Origin of the sequence: Thermoplasma sp. (genome assembly GCF_023256435.1) — an archaeon.
GTDB lineage: Archaea > Thermoplasmatota > Thermoplasmata > Thermoplasmatales > Thermoplasmataceae > Thermoplasma.
This window is the reverse complement of sequence record NZ_JAGDXM010000048.1, coordinates 28818-47286: the sequence shown is the minus strand read 5'-3', so window position 1 is coordinate 47286 and position 18469 is coordinate 28818. Positions and strand designations below refer to the sequence as shown.

The 18469-nt window shown below is 41.2% G+C and carries 21 protein-coding genes and 1 tRNA gene; 10 read left to right on the top strand and 12 right to left on the bottom strand.

Annotated elements, in window-relative coordinates; translation table 11 throughout:
- Nucleotides 1–296 precede the first annotated feature (296 nt).
- Entirely contained in the window at nt 297–881 is a 585-nt protein-coding gene (locus Q0C15_RS06740; RefSeq protein ID WP_297217584.1) for a DUF981 family protein, read from the top strand.
- 5 nt (nt 882–886) lie between these two features.
- Here the strand turns inward: Q0C15_RS06740 and Q0C15_RS06735 are convergent, their stop codons facing one another.
- Nucleotides 887–1192: a winged helix-turn-helix domain-containing protein gene (locus Q0C15_RS06735; RefSeq protein WP_297217582.1), complete on the bottom strand. Its 306-nt coding sequence runs from the start codon at nt 1190–1192 to the stop codon at nt 887–889.
- A 185-nt stretch (nt 1193–1377) separates the two neighbouring features.
- Here Q0C15_RS06735 and Q0C15_RS06730 point away from each other — a divergent pair, with 185 nt between their 5' ends.
- Nucleotides 1378–1827 (top strand): hypothetical protein, encoded by a 450-nt coding sequence (locus Q0C15_RS06730; RefSeq protein ID WP_297217580.1) that lies wholly within the window; start codon nt 1378–1380, stop codon nt 1825–1827.
- Complete coding sequence (locus tag Q0C15_RS06725) at nt 1817–2938, top strand: ATP-binding protein (protein ID WP_297217578.1); 1122 nt, start codon at nt 1817–1819, stop codon at nt 2936–2938. The genes Q0C15_RS06730 and Q0C15_RS06725 overlap by 11 nt, the downstream gene beginning before the upstream one ends.
- Before the next feature lie 109 nt (nt 2939–3047).
- Here Q0C15_RS06725 and Q0C15_RS06720 read toward each other — a convergent pair whose 3' ends face one another.
- The 4 genes from Q0C15_RS06720 to Q0C15_RS06705 form a co-directional block, all read right to left on the bottom strand.
- Nucleotides 3048–3515, bottom strand: coding sequence for an AAA-associated domain-containing protein (locus Q0C15_RS06720; protein ID WP_110642189.1), 468 nt, complete (start codon nt 3513–3515; stop codon nt 3048–3050).
- A 74-nt stretch (nt 3516–3589) separates the two neighbouring features.
- A complete protein-coding gene (locus Q0C15_RS06715; protein ID WP_297217574.1) occupies nt 3590–5215 on the bottom strand; it encodes an ABC transporter permease subunit in 1626 nt (541 codons plus the stop codon).
- On the bottom strand, nt 5212–6024 hold the full coding sequence (locus Q0C15_RS06710) for an ABC transporter ATP-binding protein (RefSeq protein WP_297217572.1): 813 nt from the start codon (nt 6022–6024) through the stop codon (nt 5212–5214). The genes Q0C15_RS06715 and Q0C15_RS06710 overlap by 4 nt, the downstream gene beginning before the upstream one ends.
- Before the next feature lie 158 nt (nt 6025–6182).
- Nucleotides 6183–7154 carry a homoserine dehydrogenase gene (locus tag Q0C15_RS06705; RefSeq protein WP_297217569.1) on the bottom strand — a complete coding sequence of 324 codons (972 nt, stop codon included), beginning with the start codon at nt 7152–7154 and terminating at the stop codon, nt 6183–6185.
- 175 nt (nt 7155–7329) lie between these two features.
- On the opposite strand from Q0C15_RS06705, the gene Q0C15_RS06700 reads away from it, so the two are divergent.
- The gene (locus Q0C15_RS06700) at nt 7330–7638 is read left to right on the top strand and encodes a hypothetical protein (RefSeq protein WP_297217567.1); all 309 of its coding nucleotides are present in this window, start codon (nt 7330–7332) and stop codon (nt 7636–7638) included.
- Nucleotides 7639–7987: 349 nt separating this feature from the next.
- Here the strand turns inward: Q0C15_RS06700 and Q0C15_RS06695 are convergent, their stop codons facing one another.
- The 3 genes from Q0C15_RS06695 to Q0C15_RS06685 form a co-directional block, all read right to left on the bottom strand.
- On the bottom strand, nt 7988–8629 hold the full coding sequence (locus Q0C15_RS06695) for a Snf7 family protein (protein ID WP_110642247.1): 642 nt from the start codon (nt 8627–8629) through the stop codon (nt 7988–7990).
- A gap of 138 nt (nt 8630–8767) precedes the next feature.
- A complete protein-coding gene (locus Q0C15_RS06690; protein ID WP_297217565.1) occupies nt 8768–9733 on the bottom strand; it encodes a Gfo/Idh/MocA family oxidoreductase in 966 nt (321 codons plus the stop codon).
- An 84-nt stretch (nt 9734–9817) separates the two neighbouring features.
- Entirely contained in the window at nt 9818–10135 is a 318-nt protein-coding gene (locus Q0C15_RS06685; protein WP_297217588.1) for a zinc ribbon domain-containing protein, read from the bottom strand.
- Between the two features lie 232 nt (nt 10136–10367).
- Between Q0C15_RS06685 and Q0C15_RS06680 the strand changes: the two genes are divergently transcribed.
- From Q0C15_RS06680 to Q0C15_RS06660, 5 genes are all read left to right on the top strand, one after another.
- A complete protein-coding gene (locus Q0C15_RS06680) occupies nt 10368–10673 on the top strand; it encodes a DUF211 domain-containing protein (RefSeq protein WP_201796952.1) in 306 nt (101 codons plus the stop codon).
- Entirely contained in the window at nt 10670–11194 is a 525-nt protein-coding gene (locus Q0C15_RS06675; RefSeq protein ID WP_237265350.1) for a hypothetical protein, read from the top strand. The genes Q0C15_RS06680 and Q0C15_RS06675 overlap by 4 nt, the downstream gene beginning before the upstream one ends.
- An 80-nt stretch (nt 11195–11274) precedes the next feature.
- Entirely contained in the window at nt 11275–12465 is a 1191-nt protein-coding gene (locus Q0C15_RS06670) for a cation:proton antiporter (protein WP_297217562.1), read from the top strand.
- A 168-nt stretch (nt 12466–12633) separates the two neighbouring features.
- Nucleotides 12634–13284 (top strand): metalloregulator ArsR/SmtB family transcription factor, encoded by a 651-nt coding sequence (locus Q0C15_RS06665; protein ID WP_297217560.1) that lies wholly within the window; start codon nt 12634–12636, stop codon nt 13282–13284.
- A gap of 120 nt (nt 13285–13404) precedes the next feature.
- Nucleotides 13405–14619 carry an MFS transporter gene (locus Q0C15_RS06660; RefSeq protein ID WP_297217558.1) on the top strand — a complete coding sequence of 405 codons (1215 nt, stop codon included), beginning with the start codon at nt 13405–13407 and terminating at the stop codon, nt 14617–14619.
- Nucleotides 14620–14756: 137 nt separating this feature from the next.
- Here Q0C15_RS06660 and Q0C15_RS06655 read toward each other — a convergent pair.
- Together Q0C15_RS06655 and Q0C15_RS06650 are read right to left on the bottom strand one after the other, a co-directional pair.
- Nucleotides 14757–14830: transfer RNA gene (locus tag Q0C15_RS06655), tRNA-Arg, on the bottom strand.
- 138 nt (nt 14831–14968) lie between these two features.
- Complete coding sequence (locus Q0C15_RS06650) at nt 14969–16150, bottom strand: glycine C-acetyltransferase (protein WP_297217556.1); 1182 nt, start codon at nt 16148–16150, stop codon at nt 14969–14971.
- Nucleotides 16151–16383: 233 nt separating this feature from the next.
- On the opposite strand from Q0C15_RS06650, the gene rpsB reads away from it, so the two are divergent.
- Nucleotides 16384–16983: a 30S ribosomal protein S2 gene (gene rpsB / locus Q0C15_RS06645; protein ID WP_110642256.1), complete on the top strand. Its 600-nt coding sequence runs from the start codon at nt 16384–16386 to the stop codon at nt 16981–16983.
- On the opposite strand, the gene endA is transcribed toward rpsB, so the two are convergent.
- Nucleotides 16980–17849, bottom strand: a complete 870-nt coding sequence (endA, locus tag Q0C15_RS06640; protein ID WP_297217553.1) for a tRNA-intron lyase — start codon at nt 17847–17849, stop codon at nt 16980–16982. The genes rpsB and endA overlap by 4 nt on opposite strands.
- Complete coding sequence (locus Q0C15_RS06635) at nt 17850–18356, bottom strand: GTPase domain-containing protein (RefSeq protein WP_297217551.1); 507 nt, start codon at nt 18354–18356, stop codon at nt 17850–17852. It abuts the gene before it with no gap.
- Between the last annotated feature and the right edge of the window lie 113 nt (nt 18357–18469).

Genomic DNA, 18469 nt, shown 5'->3' with positions numbered 1-18469 from the left:
TGCTATCTTATCTATTGTTCCGGAGGCCAGAACAATCGACATTGTCTTGGACATATCTATCGAATAAAGAATAGCACATAATTAGATAAAGTTTTCTATTTAGTCGCAAAATGAAATAAAATATTATTAAATAATAGAAATCGACATTAGATACTTTAATATTTTCACAAATAACATATTTTGTTATTTATTACATCTAAAATTTCCATTATCTGTATCTAGACAATATATTTCGTCAAATAATGCACAAATAGATAAGTTGAAATACAATTTTGCGATATTTGAATTGTGATAATATGGGCGCGGAATTTATAGATTCATTGGCTGTAATGCTTCTGGCATTGGGTATGACAACAGCAATTGGATCGATGTACTTTCTATTTTCAGCCTTGGGAAATGAAAAAAGGATTCAGAGTCTTCTGTTCCCAGCAGCTGGTATTGGTGTATTCGATTTTCTGAGCGGTTTCATCATGTCCTTCACATGGCCACTGCCTTCAAGCTACAATATGCTCTTCGGTGATCCACTTCTCATGGCTGGGCTTCTTCTTACGATTTCAGCCATAGCCTATTATAAACACTACGATATATCCTCAGTGTCTATTCTGCTTTTCTTCCTTGGCATATATGTAATAATAGAATCGGTGGGAATAGTAAACTATCATCTTGAAACTGGAGATAATCTTCTTGCCGCCATGGGTCTCTATGTTGCAGATGGTATTGCTGCTCTCCTGTCTCCAGTCATGTTCGTGGATCCTAAGAAGGGGAAGGCGGTATACATTGTTGAAGCGGCTATACTTGCCATAGGAACGTTTATAGCCCTTTTCATAGGCTATACGGCGATATATGGCCATCTGCTTGACTTCATTAAATACTTCCCATAATCAAACTAATCTTTTTTTCTGAATTTATCTATAATTTCAAATTTATTCATAAAGGCTGGATTTATATAATATATTTTCCCGTATTTATCTCCCTCCGAAACAAGTACACCATTATCCTCTAATATCCTGGCATGATGCTCCGCCGTTCTGTAATTTATTCCAAGGGAAGCACTTATCTGATTGAGATTCGAAGGCTTATCCTTTAGGTAATCAATTATCCGTAGCCGCATCTGGCCTCCCCTGGTACCGAAGAATAGCCACCATATCAATCGCCTGTATTCATCATAGTACTCTGGATCGGAAGACAACATTTACAGATAAGAGAATCATATATAAATATGAATATATCCAACCATATAATATGATCAATCCAGCAATCAGAAGTAATCGGCATATCTTAAAATATACATAGAGGATGGCTTGCTCTATGAGATTGATGATTCCATTCACAAATCGCTAAGCTTAATAAGACTGTATTCCATGAAAGATGGTAATTATGTCCCTCGTTGTAACAGACGTGCTGAAATACTATGAACCAGAAATAAATGACGATCGCATTTCGAAGCATTATATAACTGCATCCAGAAAGGTTCTTGGACAAGCATATGGACTTCAGAATAAGATGATGGTTGTTGGAAAACTTATGGACGTATCTGTGGTTCCGGAAAGAGAAAAAATAACTGAAACAGCTGTTCCCGGTAGAGATAGGCTTGTAGGTACCAAACTTGAGGCCTATTTCTTTATCGCCAACGGAAGTGAGCGTGATTACCTCTTTTTCTCATCCAAGTTCAGCCGCATACTCACTGAATACGCCATTTTTCCCGACGAATATGAGGTCAAAGTTGAATTCATCTACGTTCAGAAGAAAATAGGAAAGATCAAGCTGTATACAAAAGGAACGGTAATGGATAGTTACAAGAGCACGGAGAGTGAGAATGTTGGATGAAGCCGATGAAAAGATAGATAAGGCAACGAGATTATTGCAGGGAGGTATTAAGGAGGAATCACTTGGCCATAAGGACAAGGCCAAGGAGTATTATTTCGCTGCCTACAGGTTGATGTTGGAAGCTGCAAATGCCTCACCTCCAGATTTGAAGAAGAAGAGACTGGATCAGTGCAATATAATTCTGAATGCGTATCAGCGAGTTAATGTGAACGCAGAGCCAGTACGTGAAAAAGAAGGAGACGATAGATTATCAGAGGGGGAAGCCCTCTTAGAAGAAATAGGCCTTGAAAAACCGGAGATCCCAAAAGTTACATTCGAAGATGTTGCGGGATTAGAAGATGTAAAGAATGAGATACTGGGAAAGATCGTATATCCAATGAAATTCAAGGAGCTATCCCAGGAGTACAATATACAATTTGGTGGAGGAATGCTTCTCTATGGCCCGCCAGGAACAGGTAAAACCTTCATAGTGAAGGCGATCGCAAACGAGGTGAGGGCTAGATTCATAAATGTAAATCCTGCAAGTCTCTACAGCCAATGGTTCGGTATGTTTGAAAAGAACATATCCAAGCTTTTCAGGGCAGCAGCACTGCTCTCTCCGTCAATAATATTTTTTGATGAAATAGACGCACTTGTGCCAAAGAGGGATACATCAAATTCCGATGCAGCAAAGCGAGGAGTCGCACAGCTACTGAATGAGGTTGGTGGTATAAATTCTCAGAAGAACAAGAATCTTTTCATAATTGCAGCAACGAACAATCCATGGGAGATTGATGAGGCCATGCTGAGGCCTGGCAGATTTGACATAAAGATCTACGTACCGCCTCCAGATATTGTGGCTAGAAAGAAGATATTCCAACTAAACATGGCAAAGGTCAAGCAGGCTGGGGATATAGATTACGATCTACTTGCACAGCAGACCGAGGGTTACAGTGGCGCTGATATAGAATTCATATGCAAGAAGGCAAGTCAGAATGTCTTTATGGAGGCTGTGAAGACTGGTAAACAGAGAACCGTTGAGACAAGAGATCTGCTGGACGTTATCGGAAGCATCAAACCGTCCATAGATGCGGAGCTTCTCTCAAGATACCGAGAATTCAGCGGTATATGATCGATAGGATAATCAGTTCGCACAAAGATTCTAACTTAAAATTAAATTATCCGGTGTTGTACATTAAATATCTAAAAAGACCTTCCATCATCCGATTCTATACACTAGATCAATTAACAGAAAACCCCTCGTCATCCTTTCTAAGTAGACCTGAATAAACGCCCCATTCTATGAGTATGACCTCAAGATCATGGTTGCCGGATGGTGAATTGAAGGTCTGTACTCCTTCCTGATTCAGAGATTCAAGCAATTGATCCAGATCGAAATGCCCAAGCCTGACTGCAGTCCTGAATGGTTCTATGTTTTTAAGTGATTCTCTGATTATCTCTTTCCTCCGTTTTATCCCTGATTTGACATACTCTCTTCCCTTCTCGGTTATTATTATGTCACCTGACTCAGCAGAGACGAAGCCTAGATTGGAGGCCGTGTACACTATGGGCATGAGATCGTCTATATCAACTTCCATCTCTTTCTCAAGCCTGTAAAGATCAGTTTTTCCATCAAATATGTTATTCATAACGTACAATAATCCCACGAGATCAGCGATCCTCGCATTGGGGTCAACGACTTCAGTCATCGTTAGTTAATGCTTAGCATAATATTAAAAGTGTTCTATTTGACATAAGCACGTGCGTCATATCGCAAACCATCTCAGGCAGCGAATACTCCTTCCTCTGCAACATATCTCTTTCTAGCAAGATCCATCATCCTCCTTGTGAAGATGATCGAGTATATCGCGACAACTATGCCGAACAAGAATGAACCCCATGCGGCCATCGCTATGTTCCCAACATTGGTCTCTATATCAATGAATTTCATCAATCCGTAATGAACGCTTAGATTTCTTCCTGGTATTATATCTGGCCAGTATTCTCCTATCATCAGGCCGCCCCACGCGCTATTTATCGTAGATGATATGCCAGATATGAGATACGGGAAAGTGCCCGGTAATATTATACTCCTCATCCTTCTAAAATATCCCATGTTGAGATTTTTCATGACCTCAAAATATTCTGACGGAAGAGCCTTCACGCCCATCCAGAAGGAATAGAATATGTAATAGAATGTGCTCACGAAGCCCAATGCGAGAACGTAGAATTCATCAGTGAATGGGCCAAGTACAGAATGTATAGCAGTAAAACTTGCCCCGAATATGAAGGGAAAATAGATGGGCGGAGGATATGCACTCAGCGTTTGTATTATCGGCACGCCAATACCCTCAGCTCGTGAATGCATAGCCAGATAATAGCCTAGAAATATGGCTATCACAAAAGATAGAGCCAGTATCACTCCTACCCTTGCATAATCATACAGAAGATAGAGAAGTATCTTAGGCGTGATAGAAAATAGATGGTTCCATTCGTTATGAGAAACCGAAATTATGAGATCGGTACTAGAATATATTATGAGGCCGAGTATTGTGAAACCTATGGCTATGCTCGAGTATCTGCTTATCTTCTCCCGTCGCATTTCACGCTTCTCGAAGACCTCAGGGGGCCTTGACATGACCCTGGATCTGTAGTATCCCGCCAGTCTTGAAAGTGGATTTCTGGCGACAACAGAGAGCAGCCTGGTGGTCTGCTTTACATTAAGGCGCCCTCTCCTTATTATAGGCGCATCGGTATCAACAGTATATCTCGACACGGCATATCTGCTGAACTCCCTCAGCCCGAGTATTATGATTATTATGACAAAAGCGAGTATCAATAACGCCATATAAATGAGCCCTGTCTTATCGCTCGCGGCAAGCGAATCCAGAACCGTGCCTATACCAAAAGTCTGGTATGTATGTACCCCGACACTGAACACTTCGCTAACAGTTATGTAGAAAAACCCATCGGAAACGCTTGGAAACAGGTTTGCAGCAATCCTAGGATATGAAAATGGAATGAATATTCTTCTCATCTTTGTAAAAAACGACATCTGATAGTTCTCAGCAACTTCAAGCATCTCCCGGGGAACTGTCTTAAAAGCCTGATACTCACCCATCCATATGTTCCAGACCACGGCGGTAAAGACGAGAAAATCAGCAGCCATCTCGACTCCGAGTGGACCGCCGATCCTCGTCACAAATATGATCAAAACTATCGGGAAGAATGAAATAACTGGAACTGATTCGAATACCTCGATAATCGAGATGTAAATATTTTCAAATATTTTCCCCTTTATGGCCGCATAGGCAAGAAACCAGCCTGTTACTATTGATATCAGTATAAGACCAAGAACCCTACCGGCAGTCGCAAGAGCAGCCAGTGTGATGAGAAGAATCTCGTTCATATCTTTCTCACCTTAGGTGGCGTAAGATAGTTGTAGAGAGCATCCAGTATCTGGTTGAACTCTTCACTTCTCGGATTCCTTGGCCTGGGCAGATCCACATGAACCTTCCCAACCACGGTGGCCGGAACATTGTTAAGCACGTATATCTCATCGGCCAGCTCCACAACCTCAGTTAAATTGTGCGAAACCAAAACGACACCCTTCAGCGGAGTATCCGGACTGAAGAGTATATTATATATATCCTGTCTGAGACCTTCTGCCGTCAACTCATCAAGATGGGCAAATGGCTCATCCATAAGAAAGACGAGAGGACTTGCAGCCAGAGCTCTGGCAATGGCAACTCTCTGCCTCATTCCACCGCTCATCTCCTTCGGGTATAGATCTTCGAAACCCTGCAGCCCCACAGTCTCAAGGGCGTTTCTGGCGGCCTTTTCTGCCTCCTCATCTGAAACATTCCTCACCTTGAGGGACAGCATTACATTCTCCAGTGCCGTTAACCAAGGGAATGTCACTATGGATTGATGTATTAAGATGATATCCGGGGTGGGCCTCTTGATCTGCTTACCGAACAGATAAACGGCTCCTTTGTCAGGTTTCAGGAATCCGCCGAGTATCCTCAAAAGCGTCGATTTACCTATACCAGATGGCCCAACTATGGCAACAAATTCGTTCTGGCCCACATCTATATTTACATCCTCAAATACCTTATACCCATTCTCATAAGAAAAATCGATCCCAACCGCACTAAGGACGTACTGGGCAGCTCTGGCTCGTTGCATTGCATTATCTTTAATGAGATCTTCGTCCATGGATATCACCTGCAGTGAAACAGTGAAATTCCCCCGATCATGAGCCTAGGCTTCCAGGTTTCAGTGCAGAGATCTCAGTGAGTTTTCACGGGGCAATCACCGTAACGCCCGATCCCTAGAACCTATATAAAGACTGTTTTACATATTAAGCGTTTTTATTATGGTCTGTTTGATAGAATGAATATATCGTTAACCACAGCTCCGGCAGTTTCATAAGGTCCATCTGATACATCACTGACATTCACCGTACCATTATTATCCGTTAGAATCTGGTAACCTAAGCCATCTATGTCTATGTGCCTAAGAAAATCATCTTCCGACAATGATGCAATCCTTGATATGGCTATAGGCTTACCATTATCTTCATAAATTTCAGTTATAAGGCGATCATTTTCACCATATCGACGTTCTTCAACACCTTCATATCTTACATCTTTCAGAGTATAAGTTGTTCCAAACAGACGGTTTACAAGTATAACGCTTTTCCTTCCAGCATCTAGTCCCTTGAGGTCGTCCTGAGGATTCCTTTCGGCTATACCCTTCCTTATGGCTTCATCGACGACCTGATCCAGCTTTGCACCACTTGCCATGTTTCTTATAACATAGTTGATGGTTGAACTCACTATTCCTCTGAATCTAATCACTCTGGACGGGATTATGGAATAATCCAGAACGCTGAAAAGTGGGACACCACCGGCAACTGTAGCTTCGTATCGTATCTTTCTGGAATAATTTTTAGCCGAGTCCATTATATCTTTCCATCTGTTTGCCAGACCTGATTTATTGGCCGTAACAACATCGAGACCATTTTGAAATGCAATCTTGTACAGATCAGCTTCGCGGGATCCGTCCCTTGATGCAGGTGTGCAGTCAACAAGAATATCTGCTCTTTCCTTCAAAAGTTCCGCAACATCTATTTCGGCATTATTTGATACTCTGCCATTTAACTCCTTATTCCTTATAATATCCTGAATATTCAGGTTCTTTCCACTAACTGAACTGTGAGAATCAGATACACCAACCAGCCGGACACTAAGACCATCGTTTCTCTCGTTGTTAGTCTGAAGGATCCTTAGGACGTTAAGTCCAACGTTTCCGACGCCCATGAGTATAACTTTGATCTCTTTCATCCGGGCGAATACCGTATAGTAAGATATAAAATTTTCAACAAACTTGAAAAATGAACCATAATCAACGCTATGAATATTGATTCATGATTTTAAGTTTGGAAAATGCAGATCCCATAACGTCTACGCTTCATACATATACGACAAGTTTAAATAGACCCATTATGTTAATCATTTAATGGTAGAACTAACGGGCTATATCCTTCTCATTGTTGCCCTCATCGATGGTTTGCTATTCGGACTGGCCATTAAAAAAGGCGTCACATCATTTATACTCATAGTGATTGCACTCATCCTCTCTACATACGTAGGCTTTTCATTCGCACCCCATGTATCCATAACAAATATGACGGCGAGACTTCTGCCGTATATAAAAACCTATGCAGCGCAGATAACAAATGATATATCGATAGGTTTCGGTGGGTCCCTTTCTCTCACAGTGATACTGTTCCTAATAGGCCTGGCCGTAGGGCTCTGGAAGGGATAAGAAGCCGAACAGATAACACGGGTCGTACTCATTTGGGCCATATATGATATAAAATTTTATTCGTGAATAGATTTTGTAGGAAATAGAATCAATGTGAAGCCATAGCAAGAAAAACCTTACACCTCTATTATGAGATTTTTAAATATTATCAGATAAAAGAATATACAACATATCGCGAGAATAGGATTATCCTGATAAACCTCTAAATAGATAATAAGGTTCTTCGGTATTGGTACTGTTCTATTAGGATAAAAACAACGCTAATATCACCTAGAAAATACAGTAGGTATACCGGCACATGCAAACGTCAAACAGGTCCAGTATCCCAGGACTTCATTTTGGGAAAGGTTCATTTGATCTGATCGTCATTGTTCTTAACGCCGCCAAGTGACTTCAGGAGATTTTCTAGATCTTTATCCGTGCTGGCTGACTCGGATGGCTCCTGAACAGCGGGCTTTTCCGATGCTTTCTGCCCTTCACCTGAAAGTGAAGACAATATCTTCTCAACGCTCTCTGGATTGTATTCTCCCTTCTGATTGACAGCGGTAGTTATCTGATCAAGCTGGCTGCTCAGCCTCTCCTGTATCTGATCCGATGCAGTGATTATCTTCTCAACATTCTGCTGCATCTGTATCACCTGCTTCTCAGTAAGCTGGCTCTTGAGCAGATCTTCTGATCCTTCTTTCAAGGAGGCCCATACTTTCTTGGTTGTGTCGGCAAACTGCAGATTAAGATCTATATTTTCAAGAAACAGTTTGTAATCCTTCAGTCCCCTTATGGCACTGTCCAGAGAAATTATGTTAGAAGCAAAAACCCTTGCCTTTTCTATGTTCCCATCCTTTAACGATATCTTGGCGTTTTGTATATTCATATCCCTGTTCTTTTCATACTGTCTGATTGCCCTGTCTATGTCAGATTTCCATTTGCTTATCCTAGATCTTCTCTCAAGCATTTTCTCTTCTTCGCTCTTTCCAAATTTGAATAATACCATGATCATCTCCTTCGATCTTTTACTTTCTTCTCCCTTTAAAATATTAATTTAATGTGAGATATAAACTTTTATGTGTATTCCACTTTTTATCTATGATCTCATTTTTTTAATGATCTTCTCGCAGATCCAGAAGCATTATTATATGCTGCTGGAATAGATGTCTTTTACCGCCTTAAGATCGCGCAGCGCAAGGTATGGATCGAATGGGACAGGAGAATCGTCAAGCACGCTCTTCAAAAAACCAGAAACTTCGTCAAAGAATATGTCATGTTTGCCCAGATCAATCAACGATCCGTTGAGTATCGGATCACCATATGCACGTTTCCCCTTTGGTGTTTCGAAATTGTTTGGTTTGGTAGTAATATCCTCAACTATGCTCCCTTCGGTCCCCACTATCTCAAATGATGGTAACAACGGCGGGTAGGGATAGCCCCATGAATAGAAAAATACCCCGTTTGATCCGTTCCTGAACTTAAATAACGCCTCGACTGTGTCCGGTTCCTCTATCGATGGTACAGACTTATAAAAGTTTGAACGAATGGATACATATTCGCCGCTAAGATTCAGCAACGTATCGATAAAATGTATGCCGCCATCGATCAATGGCCCACCGCCCATTATTGAGGCCTGCGATCTCCATCCATGCCAATTGTATTTCCTCTGATCCCTTATTATTATTGTATGCGCTGATCCGATCTTTCCAGAATCCATGAATTCTTTAGCTTTCCACACACTTGGATCGAAATAATACTGATCCGCAACCATCAATTTTCTTCTATGTTCCTCGGAGGATCTTATCATTTCCTGCGCGTCTTTGATCTCTGTAGCTATTGGCTTTTCCACCAGTACATGCTTCCCCAAACTCAAGGATCGAATCGTAACATCCTTGTGGAGGTTGTGTGGAAGAACAAGATCGAATATCTCCGCATCCGATTTGAATGCCTCTTCAAGAGATCCATATACCTTTTTTATGTCGTACTTGCTTTTCAACTCATTTACTATATCCATCTTTCTCTCGGTTATCTCTATATCAATATCCGCCTTTGACCATGCTTCAATATGTCGTTTTCCAAATCCATTAAGGCCAATTATATTAACTTTCAAAATCAATCCCTCTGACGTCTAGTTAGATTAACTACAACTAACTTTGCTTAATATACTTTTCATAGAGATACTAGGAAGTCCAAGTCAGCTACCTCTCGCTAAAAGCTCAGAGCTTGCAGCTGGGTGGATCAGATGAGCGAAAATAACACGCGTCACAATAGGCTGGCTGACTACAGCCCCGTCCCTGATATTGAGGGATGCAACAAAATCTGCCTCTCCTTCAAACCCACAGGAAACCCATCTGAAACGGGATAGTTCAGGTCTGTTCCTTTTGCCTATGGTGTGGCATACAGGGCATTCCCTGCTGGAATTATACGGATCAATGACGATGACTGTAACGCTTATTTCCTTTGCCGTGTATCCGAAGAACTTACTGGTTTTCCATTGGGGAAGTCCGTGTATCTCATGTCCGAAGAAAGAGTTTTATTGCTTCTATCAAACACCTAACCTTTCTATAAATATTGTAAGATCTGCTTGTTCCATCCTTCACAGCTTTGAAATTCCTTTCAACGGTTATCTCAGAAATATTTTTTAATTGAATAATGATAGAGATATTGTATAAGAAATGATGTTACAAATGCATAATAGAATAATATCGTTCAATCTTGTATCATTTCATTAAAATATCGATATTATGGGAGTGCTGATCGATTTGAACATACGACGTGTGGTGCTTGATGTTGACAAGGGCCTGAACAGGCCAACGTTGGTTGAACTTGCTGCCGCGATAGAAAGAGTGCAGGGAGTAGAGGCAGTCAATATAATAGTGACGGAAATGGATATGGAAACTATGGGCACAAATATAACCGTGGAAGGTACAAATATAAACTACGATGAACTGATAGAAACTATTGAAAACACTGGATCTGCCATACATTCAGTTGATGAAATTGCTGTGGGCAAAAGGCTAATAGAAAACGTGAGGAGAAATCAGAATTGAGAGGGCGCATTCTCTTTTCCATAACACTTGGGCTCTCCGATGGAATAATAACATCACTTATGATAGCTGCAGCAGCGCTCTCTTCTACCGTTTCCATAGGGCTGATCGAAGCCTTAAGGATTGGCGCTGGTTCGGCCATAGTGGGAAGTTTCAGTTTCTTCATAGCCGAGTACGCCAGATTGCGTGGTGAAATATCACGAATGTCAAGACAGCTAGCCATGGAGTCGCCGAGAAAACTCATGAGAAGCCACATCGGCATTGAAATAACTGAGGAAGCCGTGGAGGGTACTGCAATTGCTGGGCTTTCTGGTTTTCTAGGTTCAATGATTCCCCTGGCCTCTGATGCATTATTTCCTGGATTGCATGCACTTCCATTTATAGCAGCTACAGTTGCGCTTGCCTTTCTAGGCATAGGTCTTGCAAGGTCAATTTCAGGTCATTATGCTATATGGGCAGTCGGCATGTCTGCCGTCGGCATAATAATGTCCTATATAGGCATACTTCTGCACATAGTCTCTTGAGTATTGTATCGAAACTCAGAGGCTTCAAAATGTCATATCTCCATAAATAACTTTAATTATAATTATGGCTATGGGATTTGGTGGTAACGGACATACTCACCCAGATTTTGATACTACTCTCCGTTTCTATGCTACTGGGCGTTGTACTTGATAAATTCAAAATTCCAGAAGTTGTCGCATATATTGTCTCCGGTGTGATAGTCGGTGCAGGTGTCCTGAGGATTATATTACCCTCACCCACGATATCTGACATAGAGAGCATCTCGCTCTTCTTCATAATCCTGTCCATAGGAGTGGAGGCAAATACTGAGTATATATATGGAAATCTCAGGAGATCCATAATATTCACCATTTCGGGTTTTGTTATACCGATGATACTCGGATTGATCATACTCAACATGATCACCCCATTTGGTGTGATTTCTTCATTTGTGGTATCATTGTCTGTTAGTGTTCCTTCAATCTCGATAATATCGGTTCTGTTGATGAGATACAATCTCCTCAAAGTGAATGGAGGGAGACTTATCCTTTCAGCAGTTGTTCTCACCGATATACTAGCCTTTATAATGCTTTCAGCCACAACGGAAAATATGTACAGAGTGATCGAATCGCTCGGTTTTGTGGTATTATTCTTCTTTGCAATAGCAGTATTTGATATTCTGATAAGGAGAAGGGCAATAGGAATAATAAAATGGATTGAAGAAAAGGAGGAAAGCACGAACATGGAGTATCTGCTCTTCTCTATCGTCATAATAGCCGGATTGCTTGTATCAATAATATTTGAGGCTATTGGCATAACATATGTGCTTGGATCTTTCTTTGCAGGTATACTCATACATGAGGCGTCAGTCGGTGAAAAATACCATAGAATGCTGGTTAATACTCTGAAGCGGATAAATGACTCGTTCTTCATCCCGCTGTTCTTTTCCATAGCTGGACTAAGCGTTGTCTTTCCACATCTGGATCTGTTCATCATCTTTCTGCCGGCGCTTATTGTTATAATAGCCTCAGGCACGGCTCTTAACTATCTGATGTCCAAGAGATTCATAAAGAGCATAACACCATTGACAACGATGTCTGTGCTGGGTGGAAGAGGTGCAGTTGGCGTCATTATAGCCGCAATAGCTTACGACACCGGCATAATAACATCGACCGAATATTCACTTGCGATACTAGGAACTGTTCTGATTTCATTGATAATAACGCCATTGATCTCACTTGCTGTATCAGGGAACAAAAATGCGGGAACCAGCAGCCAGTCAGATACTTGAACTGCTGCAAGGCATCCCGTCTTTATCAAGGCCGGAATATATAATGTCTCTTGAGTAAAATTTTTCTTAATACCGATTTTCAGTTAAAAAAGGGCAAATAATGGTGGGTTTATCATTTTTATAATTTATAAAAGAAAAAGTTAATTAATACGACAATGTTCCATATATATGGGAGGATTAGAGGACGTCGATGGTTATCCAACCGAGTCGAGGATCATAATTGCCTTGAAGAAGCATGACGGATTATCTCTTCAGGACCTGTCAAATCAACTCGGATTATCAAAGATGGCCATACTCAAGCATATTCAAGTTTTGGAGAACAGACATATTGTGGAAAGAAGGATCATGAAAGGCGAAATAGGCCGACCATTCTATAGGTTCTATCTTCTAATGAAATCTTCAAGCGCATTTGGTTCAGCAGGAGATAGGATATTGAATGAACTGATAGAATTTCTTGCCGAAACAGGCCACAGGGATCTGGTGATCAGATTCCTAGAAAATAGGTATGATGATATAAAAAGATCTTACATTCGGACACTGGGCAACATGAAAGAAGATTCAAGGGTTGAAGGACTGGCAAAGCTACGTTATGAAGAAAATTACGTGCCTGAACTGAAGAAGACTGGTAATTCCAAATACGAGCTATCTGAATACAATTGCCCCATATTCACCATTGCCCAAAGATTCGGCGAGGCCTGTTCACTGGAATGCAACCTATTTGAATCCGTGCTGGGTATGAAGGTCGTTTCTACACACACGCAGGTAAATGGACACGGCGCCTGCCGATTCATAATAAGTAAAGAGAAATCAGTTTCATAAAAGAATCTGGCTTTTGATAGTTTTTCATTTTTTATGAACGAAGCATTCCACTACTAGTCTCTGGTATTTTATAAAATTTATAAATGATTTAATTTATTAATTTTTCAAAGATAAGCTCTTATGCAATCAACGAGAATATCGAAATATTCGACATTACTTTACAATTCATCGAAGATATTAGCCCTATCCTCCACATATCCGGTGGAAATTTACACCATGTTTCTGCTCAGCCTCAGTAATCCCGGCAAGATCCAGTTCGGAACTATCATGATACTTTCATTGATTTTTTCAATGTTCATCGATCCGTTCCTGGGAAAAATAATAGACTCCTTTCCAAGAAGGAGACTTATAGAAATGCTGCAGACAATCTCGATCCTATTCGAGATGTTCTCTCTACTCCTCTGGCACTTTCATATGATGCAGAGGGTGCTAGTACTTTCGGTGCTGCTGATCTATATTAATGTGAGTTCAAGCGTGTATTTTGACATGATGAGGGCATTGCTTCAGACCATATCGCACCAAACTGCATATCTGAGGATGAACGGTATCGCAGAAGCGTCTGGGCAGTTTCCGTCTCTCCTTGGCTCTGCGATAGCTGTACCTGCTCTATTACTCATTGGACCGCAGGGCTCACTCGCGCTGGCCATAATCATCCAAATAATATCATTGCTATTCATATCATTAATTGAAGAGAATTTCAAGCCGGTAAGATCTTTACGGGATAAGAAGATCAAACATAATGGAGTGCTGTCGATGATCAGGAGATATCCCAAGCAAACCTTTCTCATCTATTTTCTAAACTTTCCGTTTATCATGATCATAGTTGGTAATCTGCTGAAGCCTATATTCATAGTGAATGTTATTCATGGAAATGTATCAGATATTTCATTCTCTGAAATGGATTACGCGGCCTTTGCTGCGCTGACTGGACTGGCCATATCTATGTTTCCAAGAGGAAATGAACTTGCCAACAGCTTCATCTTTTTCGCTATTTACATAGCTGCTCTACTTCTTATGCCTTTTTCTTCTAATTTCATCTTCTTCATGATCTTTCAGAGTTTACACGGAATCGGAAATCCAGGAACGAGGATAAACAGAAACTCCTTCGTGATGAAGCATGTTCCTATGGAAATGCTCGGGAGGTTTTCGTCAGGAGTTTCCTTGCTCTCCACCATCACAACGATGGCTATACTGATCGCGGTTACTCTGGAAATCAATAGTATCAGCATAATAGTTATTTTCCTAGCCCTTGGAACACTGTCTATAGCGGCGATGATCATGGCCTTTCTACTTAAACAAAAAACCGCTATGACAATGTTTTCAACCGACGTGTAAAGCTTTCAATAGAAATTATGAGATATATAAGCATAACCTCATGATCCTGATTTAACTGCATTCTATTGCCAAATTCGAGTTAGAAATCCTACAAAACAAGCGATCTGATTCTAAGCTTCAATTAATGAATAGCTTAATGCCCGGGCCGGGATTTGAACCCGGATCTGAGGCTCCGCAGGCCTCCAGGATATCCAAATTACCCCACTCGGGCATTTCCGTATCCATTTTTGATATTTATGTTTGCGTACACAGTAAAAAATGAAATGTACTGCTGGAATTATATTTATAAATTCTTACAAATAAAATTATCGTATATGGCCAACTATACAAAAATATATAAAAATAATATTTAAATTATGTGCAGTTTCTTTCCGAGATCCGCGAATGCATCCACAGCGATTTTTATGTCCTGCTCAGTGTGAACTGCTGAAGGCATCAGCCTTATTCTCGCGGTTCCCTTCGGTACAGTTGGATAGACTATGGGTGAAGCGAAGACATCCTTTTCATCATATAACCTCTTGCTCAGATCAACGGTCTTCTTTTCATCGCCTATTATCACAGGTGTTATCGGTGTCTTACTGTGGCCAGTATTGTATCCAATATCCGATAAGGACTTCTTCAAGAGATCAGAATTATGCCAGAGTTTCTTGATCAGCGAGTCGTCATTCTCTAAAATCTCTATTGCCTTGAGAACTGCAGCTGCATCAGCAGGGTTCAACGCGCTGCTGAAAAGGAAAGGCCTGGATTTCTGCTTAAGGAGATCAATAAGATCTGAGGAACCTGCGACAAAACCACCCATTGAACCAAGCGCCTTTGAGAATGTTCCCATCTCAATATCTACACGATCTTCAAGATGGAAATAGTTCACAATGCCTCTTCCATGATCGCCTAGAACTCCTTCACCATGAGCGTCGTCAACGTAAACCATCACATCGTTCTTTTCGGCAACCTCTGTTATTTCTGGCAATGGTGCGATGTCTCCATCCATGCTAAAGACTCCGTCGGTTATCACAATAGCTTTCTTGAATGAAGACCTGTTTTCTCTGATCTGCTTCTCAAGGTCTTCCACGGAGAGATGTTTGTAAACTATCCTCTTCGCGGAACTCAATCTTGTTCCATCTATAATACTCGCATGATTCAGTTCTTCTGAGAATATCACATCATCCTTTCCAACAAGAGCAGGTATTGTACCCACGTTGGCAAGGAGCCCACCCTGATATACCAAAGCAGCCTCCATGTGCTTAAACTCTGCAATCTTCTCTTCAAGTTTAGCATGAATTTCGTCGGTACCGGCTATAGATCTAACAGCGCCAGCACCAACACCATATTCTTCTATAGCCTCTATAGCTGCTTTCTTTGTTTCCGGATGATTTGCAAAGCCAAGATAATTGTTGGAGCACATATTCAGAACTTTCTTGCCGCCAATGGTTACCCATGATCCCTGAGCACTTTCAATCGTCCTTATGGGAACGTATCTACCCTCTGCCTTCAACGCAGAAAGTTCTTCTTCTACCCAGCTCAATTTTTGCATATTTATTTAATCGATAAAGCCTATATAATAATTTCATAACATCCCATAACCTGCCACATATTTGCTCGCTTTCTTTCCTCTTTCTGAACAATGCAGTAAATTTTTCAAAAGGTTTAAAGACATAGGTTAAAGCCACTCGCAAATTGCTATATACCTGAAAGCTATCAACTCATAAAACAGATAATGGAAACCTTAGGTTGATTAAGGTAAAATCCTATTCAATGGGTGATCAGATGGATGAAGAGATGTTAATACCGGAAGAGGAGTATCAGAAATCAGGAGTGCATATCGGTACGCAGGTAAAGTCCAGCGATATGAAGCCGTACATATTCAAGATCAGAAACGATGGACTTTACATACTTGATGTTAAAAAGACAAATAGTAAGCTGATAGTTGCCGGAAAGATGCTTGCAAGATTTGAGCCGCAGGATATACTTGTTGTGGCGCAGAGGCAGTATGCGTTCAGGCCTGTGGCAAAATTTGCTGAGGTCACCGGTGCAACGGCGATAACCGGAAGGTTCAACCCAGGCACGCTCACCAACCCGAGCCTTAAGTTTTACAAAGAGGTAAAGGTCATAATCGTCACCGATCCTCTTGCAGACGTTCAGGCAATGAAGGAGGCTATAAAAGTTGGTATTCCAATAATTGCTCTGTGCGATGCAAACAACAAAACCGATTTTGTGGATCTCATAATTCCCACAAACAATAAAGGCAGGAGATCTCTGGCTGTGATATACTGGTTGCTAGCCAGAGAGATATTGAAAAACAGAGGTACCATATCCAGCTATGATCAGTTCAAATATACAATAGACGATTTCGAGGCTCAGATCTAAATTATATCTTTTACCCTTTTAAGGGCCACGTATCTGACCTCATTTTTATATATACTCGCAAATATCATTGTTTTCCTCACGCTTGACGCCACTCGCACACCTCTGCTGATAGAATACCATCTTTCCGTGTCGGATATGACGCTCACTAGATATTCAGCATGCTGGCTCTCATTACCCAGATAGACCCGGAAGTTCGCACCATACTTGAATCCTGTCTTTACTATGCACCCTCTGCTTACCAGATCAGAAAATACTGTATCTACCGGTGTCACATCATGTTTTCCTGAAATAAAGTTGGCCTCCGTTTCTGTCAGTAATCTGTATCCATGAAACGTGGATCCGATCCAGCTGCTGGCCTCTTGGCTGAGAAAATTTCTTCCTCCCATCTTAACGACAGAACCGGAAATTTTTTCAAAATGAACAGTTCCCACCGGTGAAACTTCCTGCGATGAATATATGGTGGGATCTCCTTCCTCATCCACCGTGAAATAAAAATCCACTGGATTTTCCACAAAATCAGAGAATTCAATGAGATCTGATTCCCTCATTACCCTGAGGCTCATAGGCCTCTCAGTGGTTTTTCTGAAATACAAGAGGCCAGAATCCTCCTTGACGCGGTATCCTCTGTTCTTGAGAAGTTCATAGGCGACGTATCTATCAAAGGTTACAGCGTTAAAGATATCGGCAACCGATCCATCATCCTTGAACCTTATCCTGCCTTTGAGGTAGAGGTATAGGCATTCGAAAGGATCAAGCACCAGTTTATCTCCGCTTAGGTATCCTATCCTGTACTTTCCTATGATGTAATTTCCACTTTTGCCGTCTTCAATTAGAAAGTCATGAGAACCGCAGATGCCTTCTTCCATCTATCTCCTCAATACATTCCTGCTTATTATTCTATCAACAATATCATCAAGAATACCATCAAAACCTGTGCCATCCTTGCATGAAACCATATAATAATCTGATCCGAACTTTCTGCTCAACTCCTCAAGATCCTCCTTCCAGATCTGAGCTTCGTACTTGAGATCGGTCTTATTTCCAATGATATACACATTGCTCTTGTTCATCCCATGGGCTCTGGTTATGACCCTCTCAGCAAACTGCAAACTTCCGGAATCAGTGAGATCGATTATAACGATCATACCTGTAGCCGTTCCCATGGTCCTTTCAGCATCATCATCTGCCTCCTGAAACAAGATATCGACGCTGTATCTGTTGCCATTTATTTCTCTTGTTACTGTCTTCTTTATCAGAGATCTCTGGAGTCCGGGAGACATCTCCCCATAGACGATATATGATATGAATGAAGACTTTCCGGATCCCTTTGAACCGATCACGAGGAATTTCCAAGCGAGTTTTTGAATAGGCATTGGGCATCAATATGTATCTTTTAATTATACTTTTTCCTCAGAATACTGCCCGTCCGCAATGGATCGAGCGTGATCTTTGACAACAGAGCTCAGACGGAATTAGAAAAATTAGT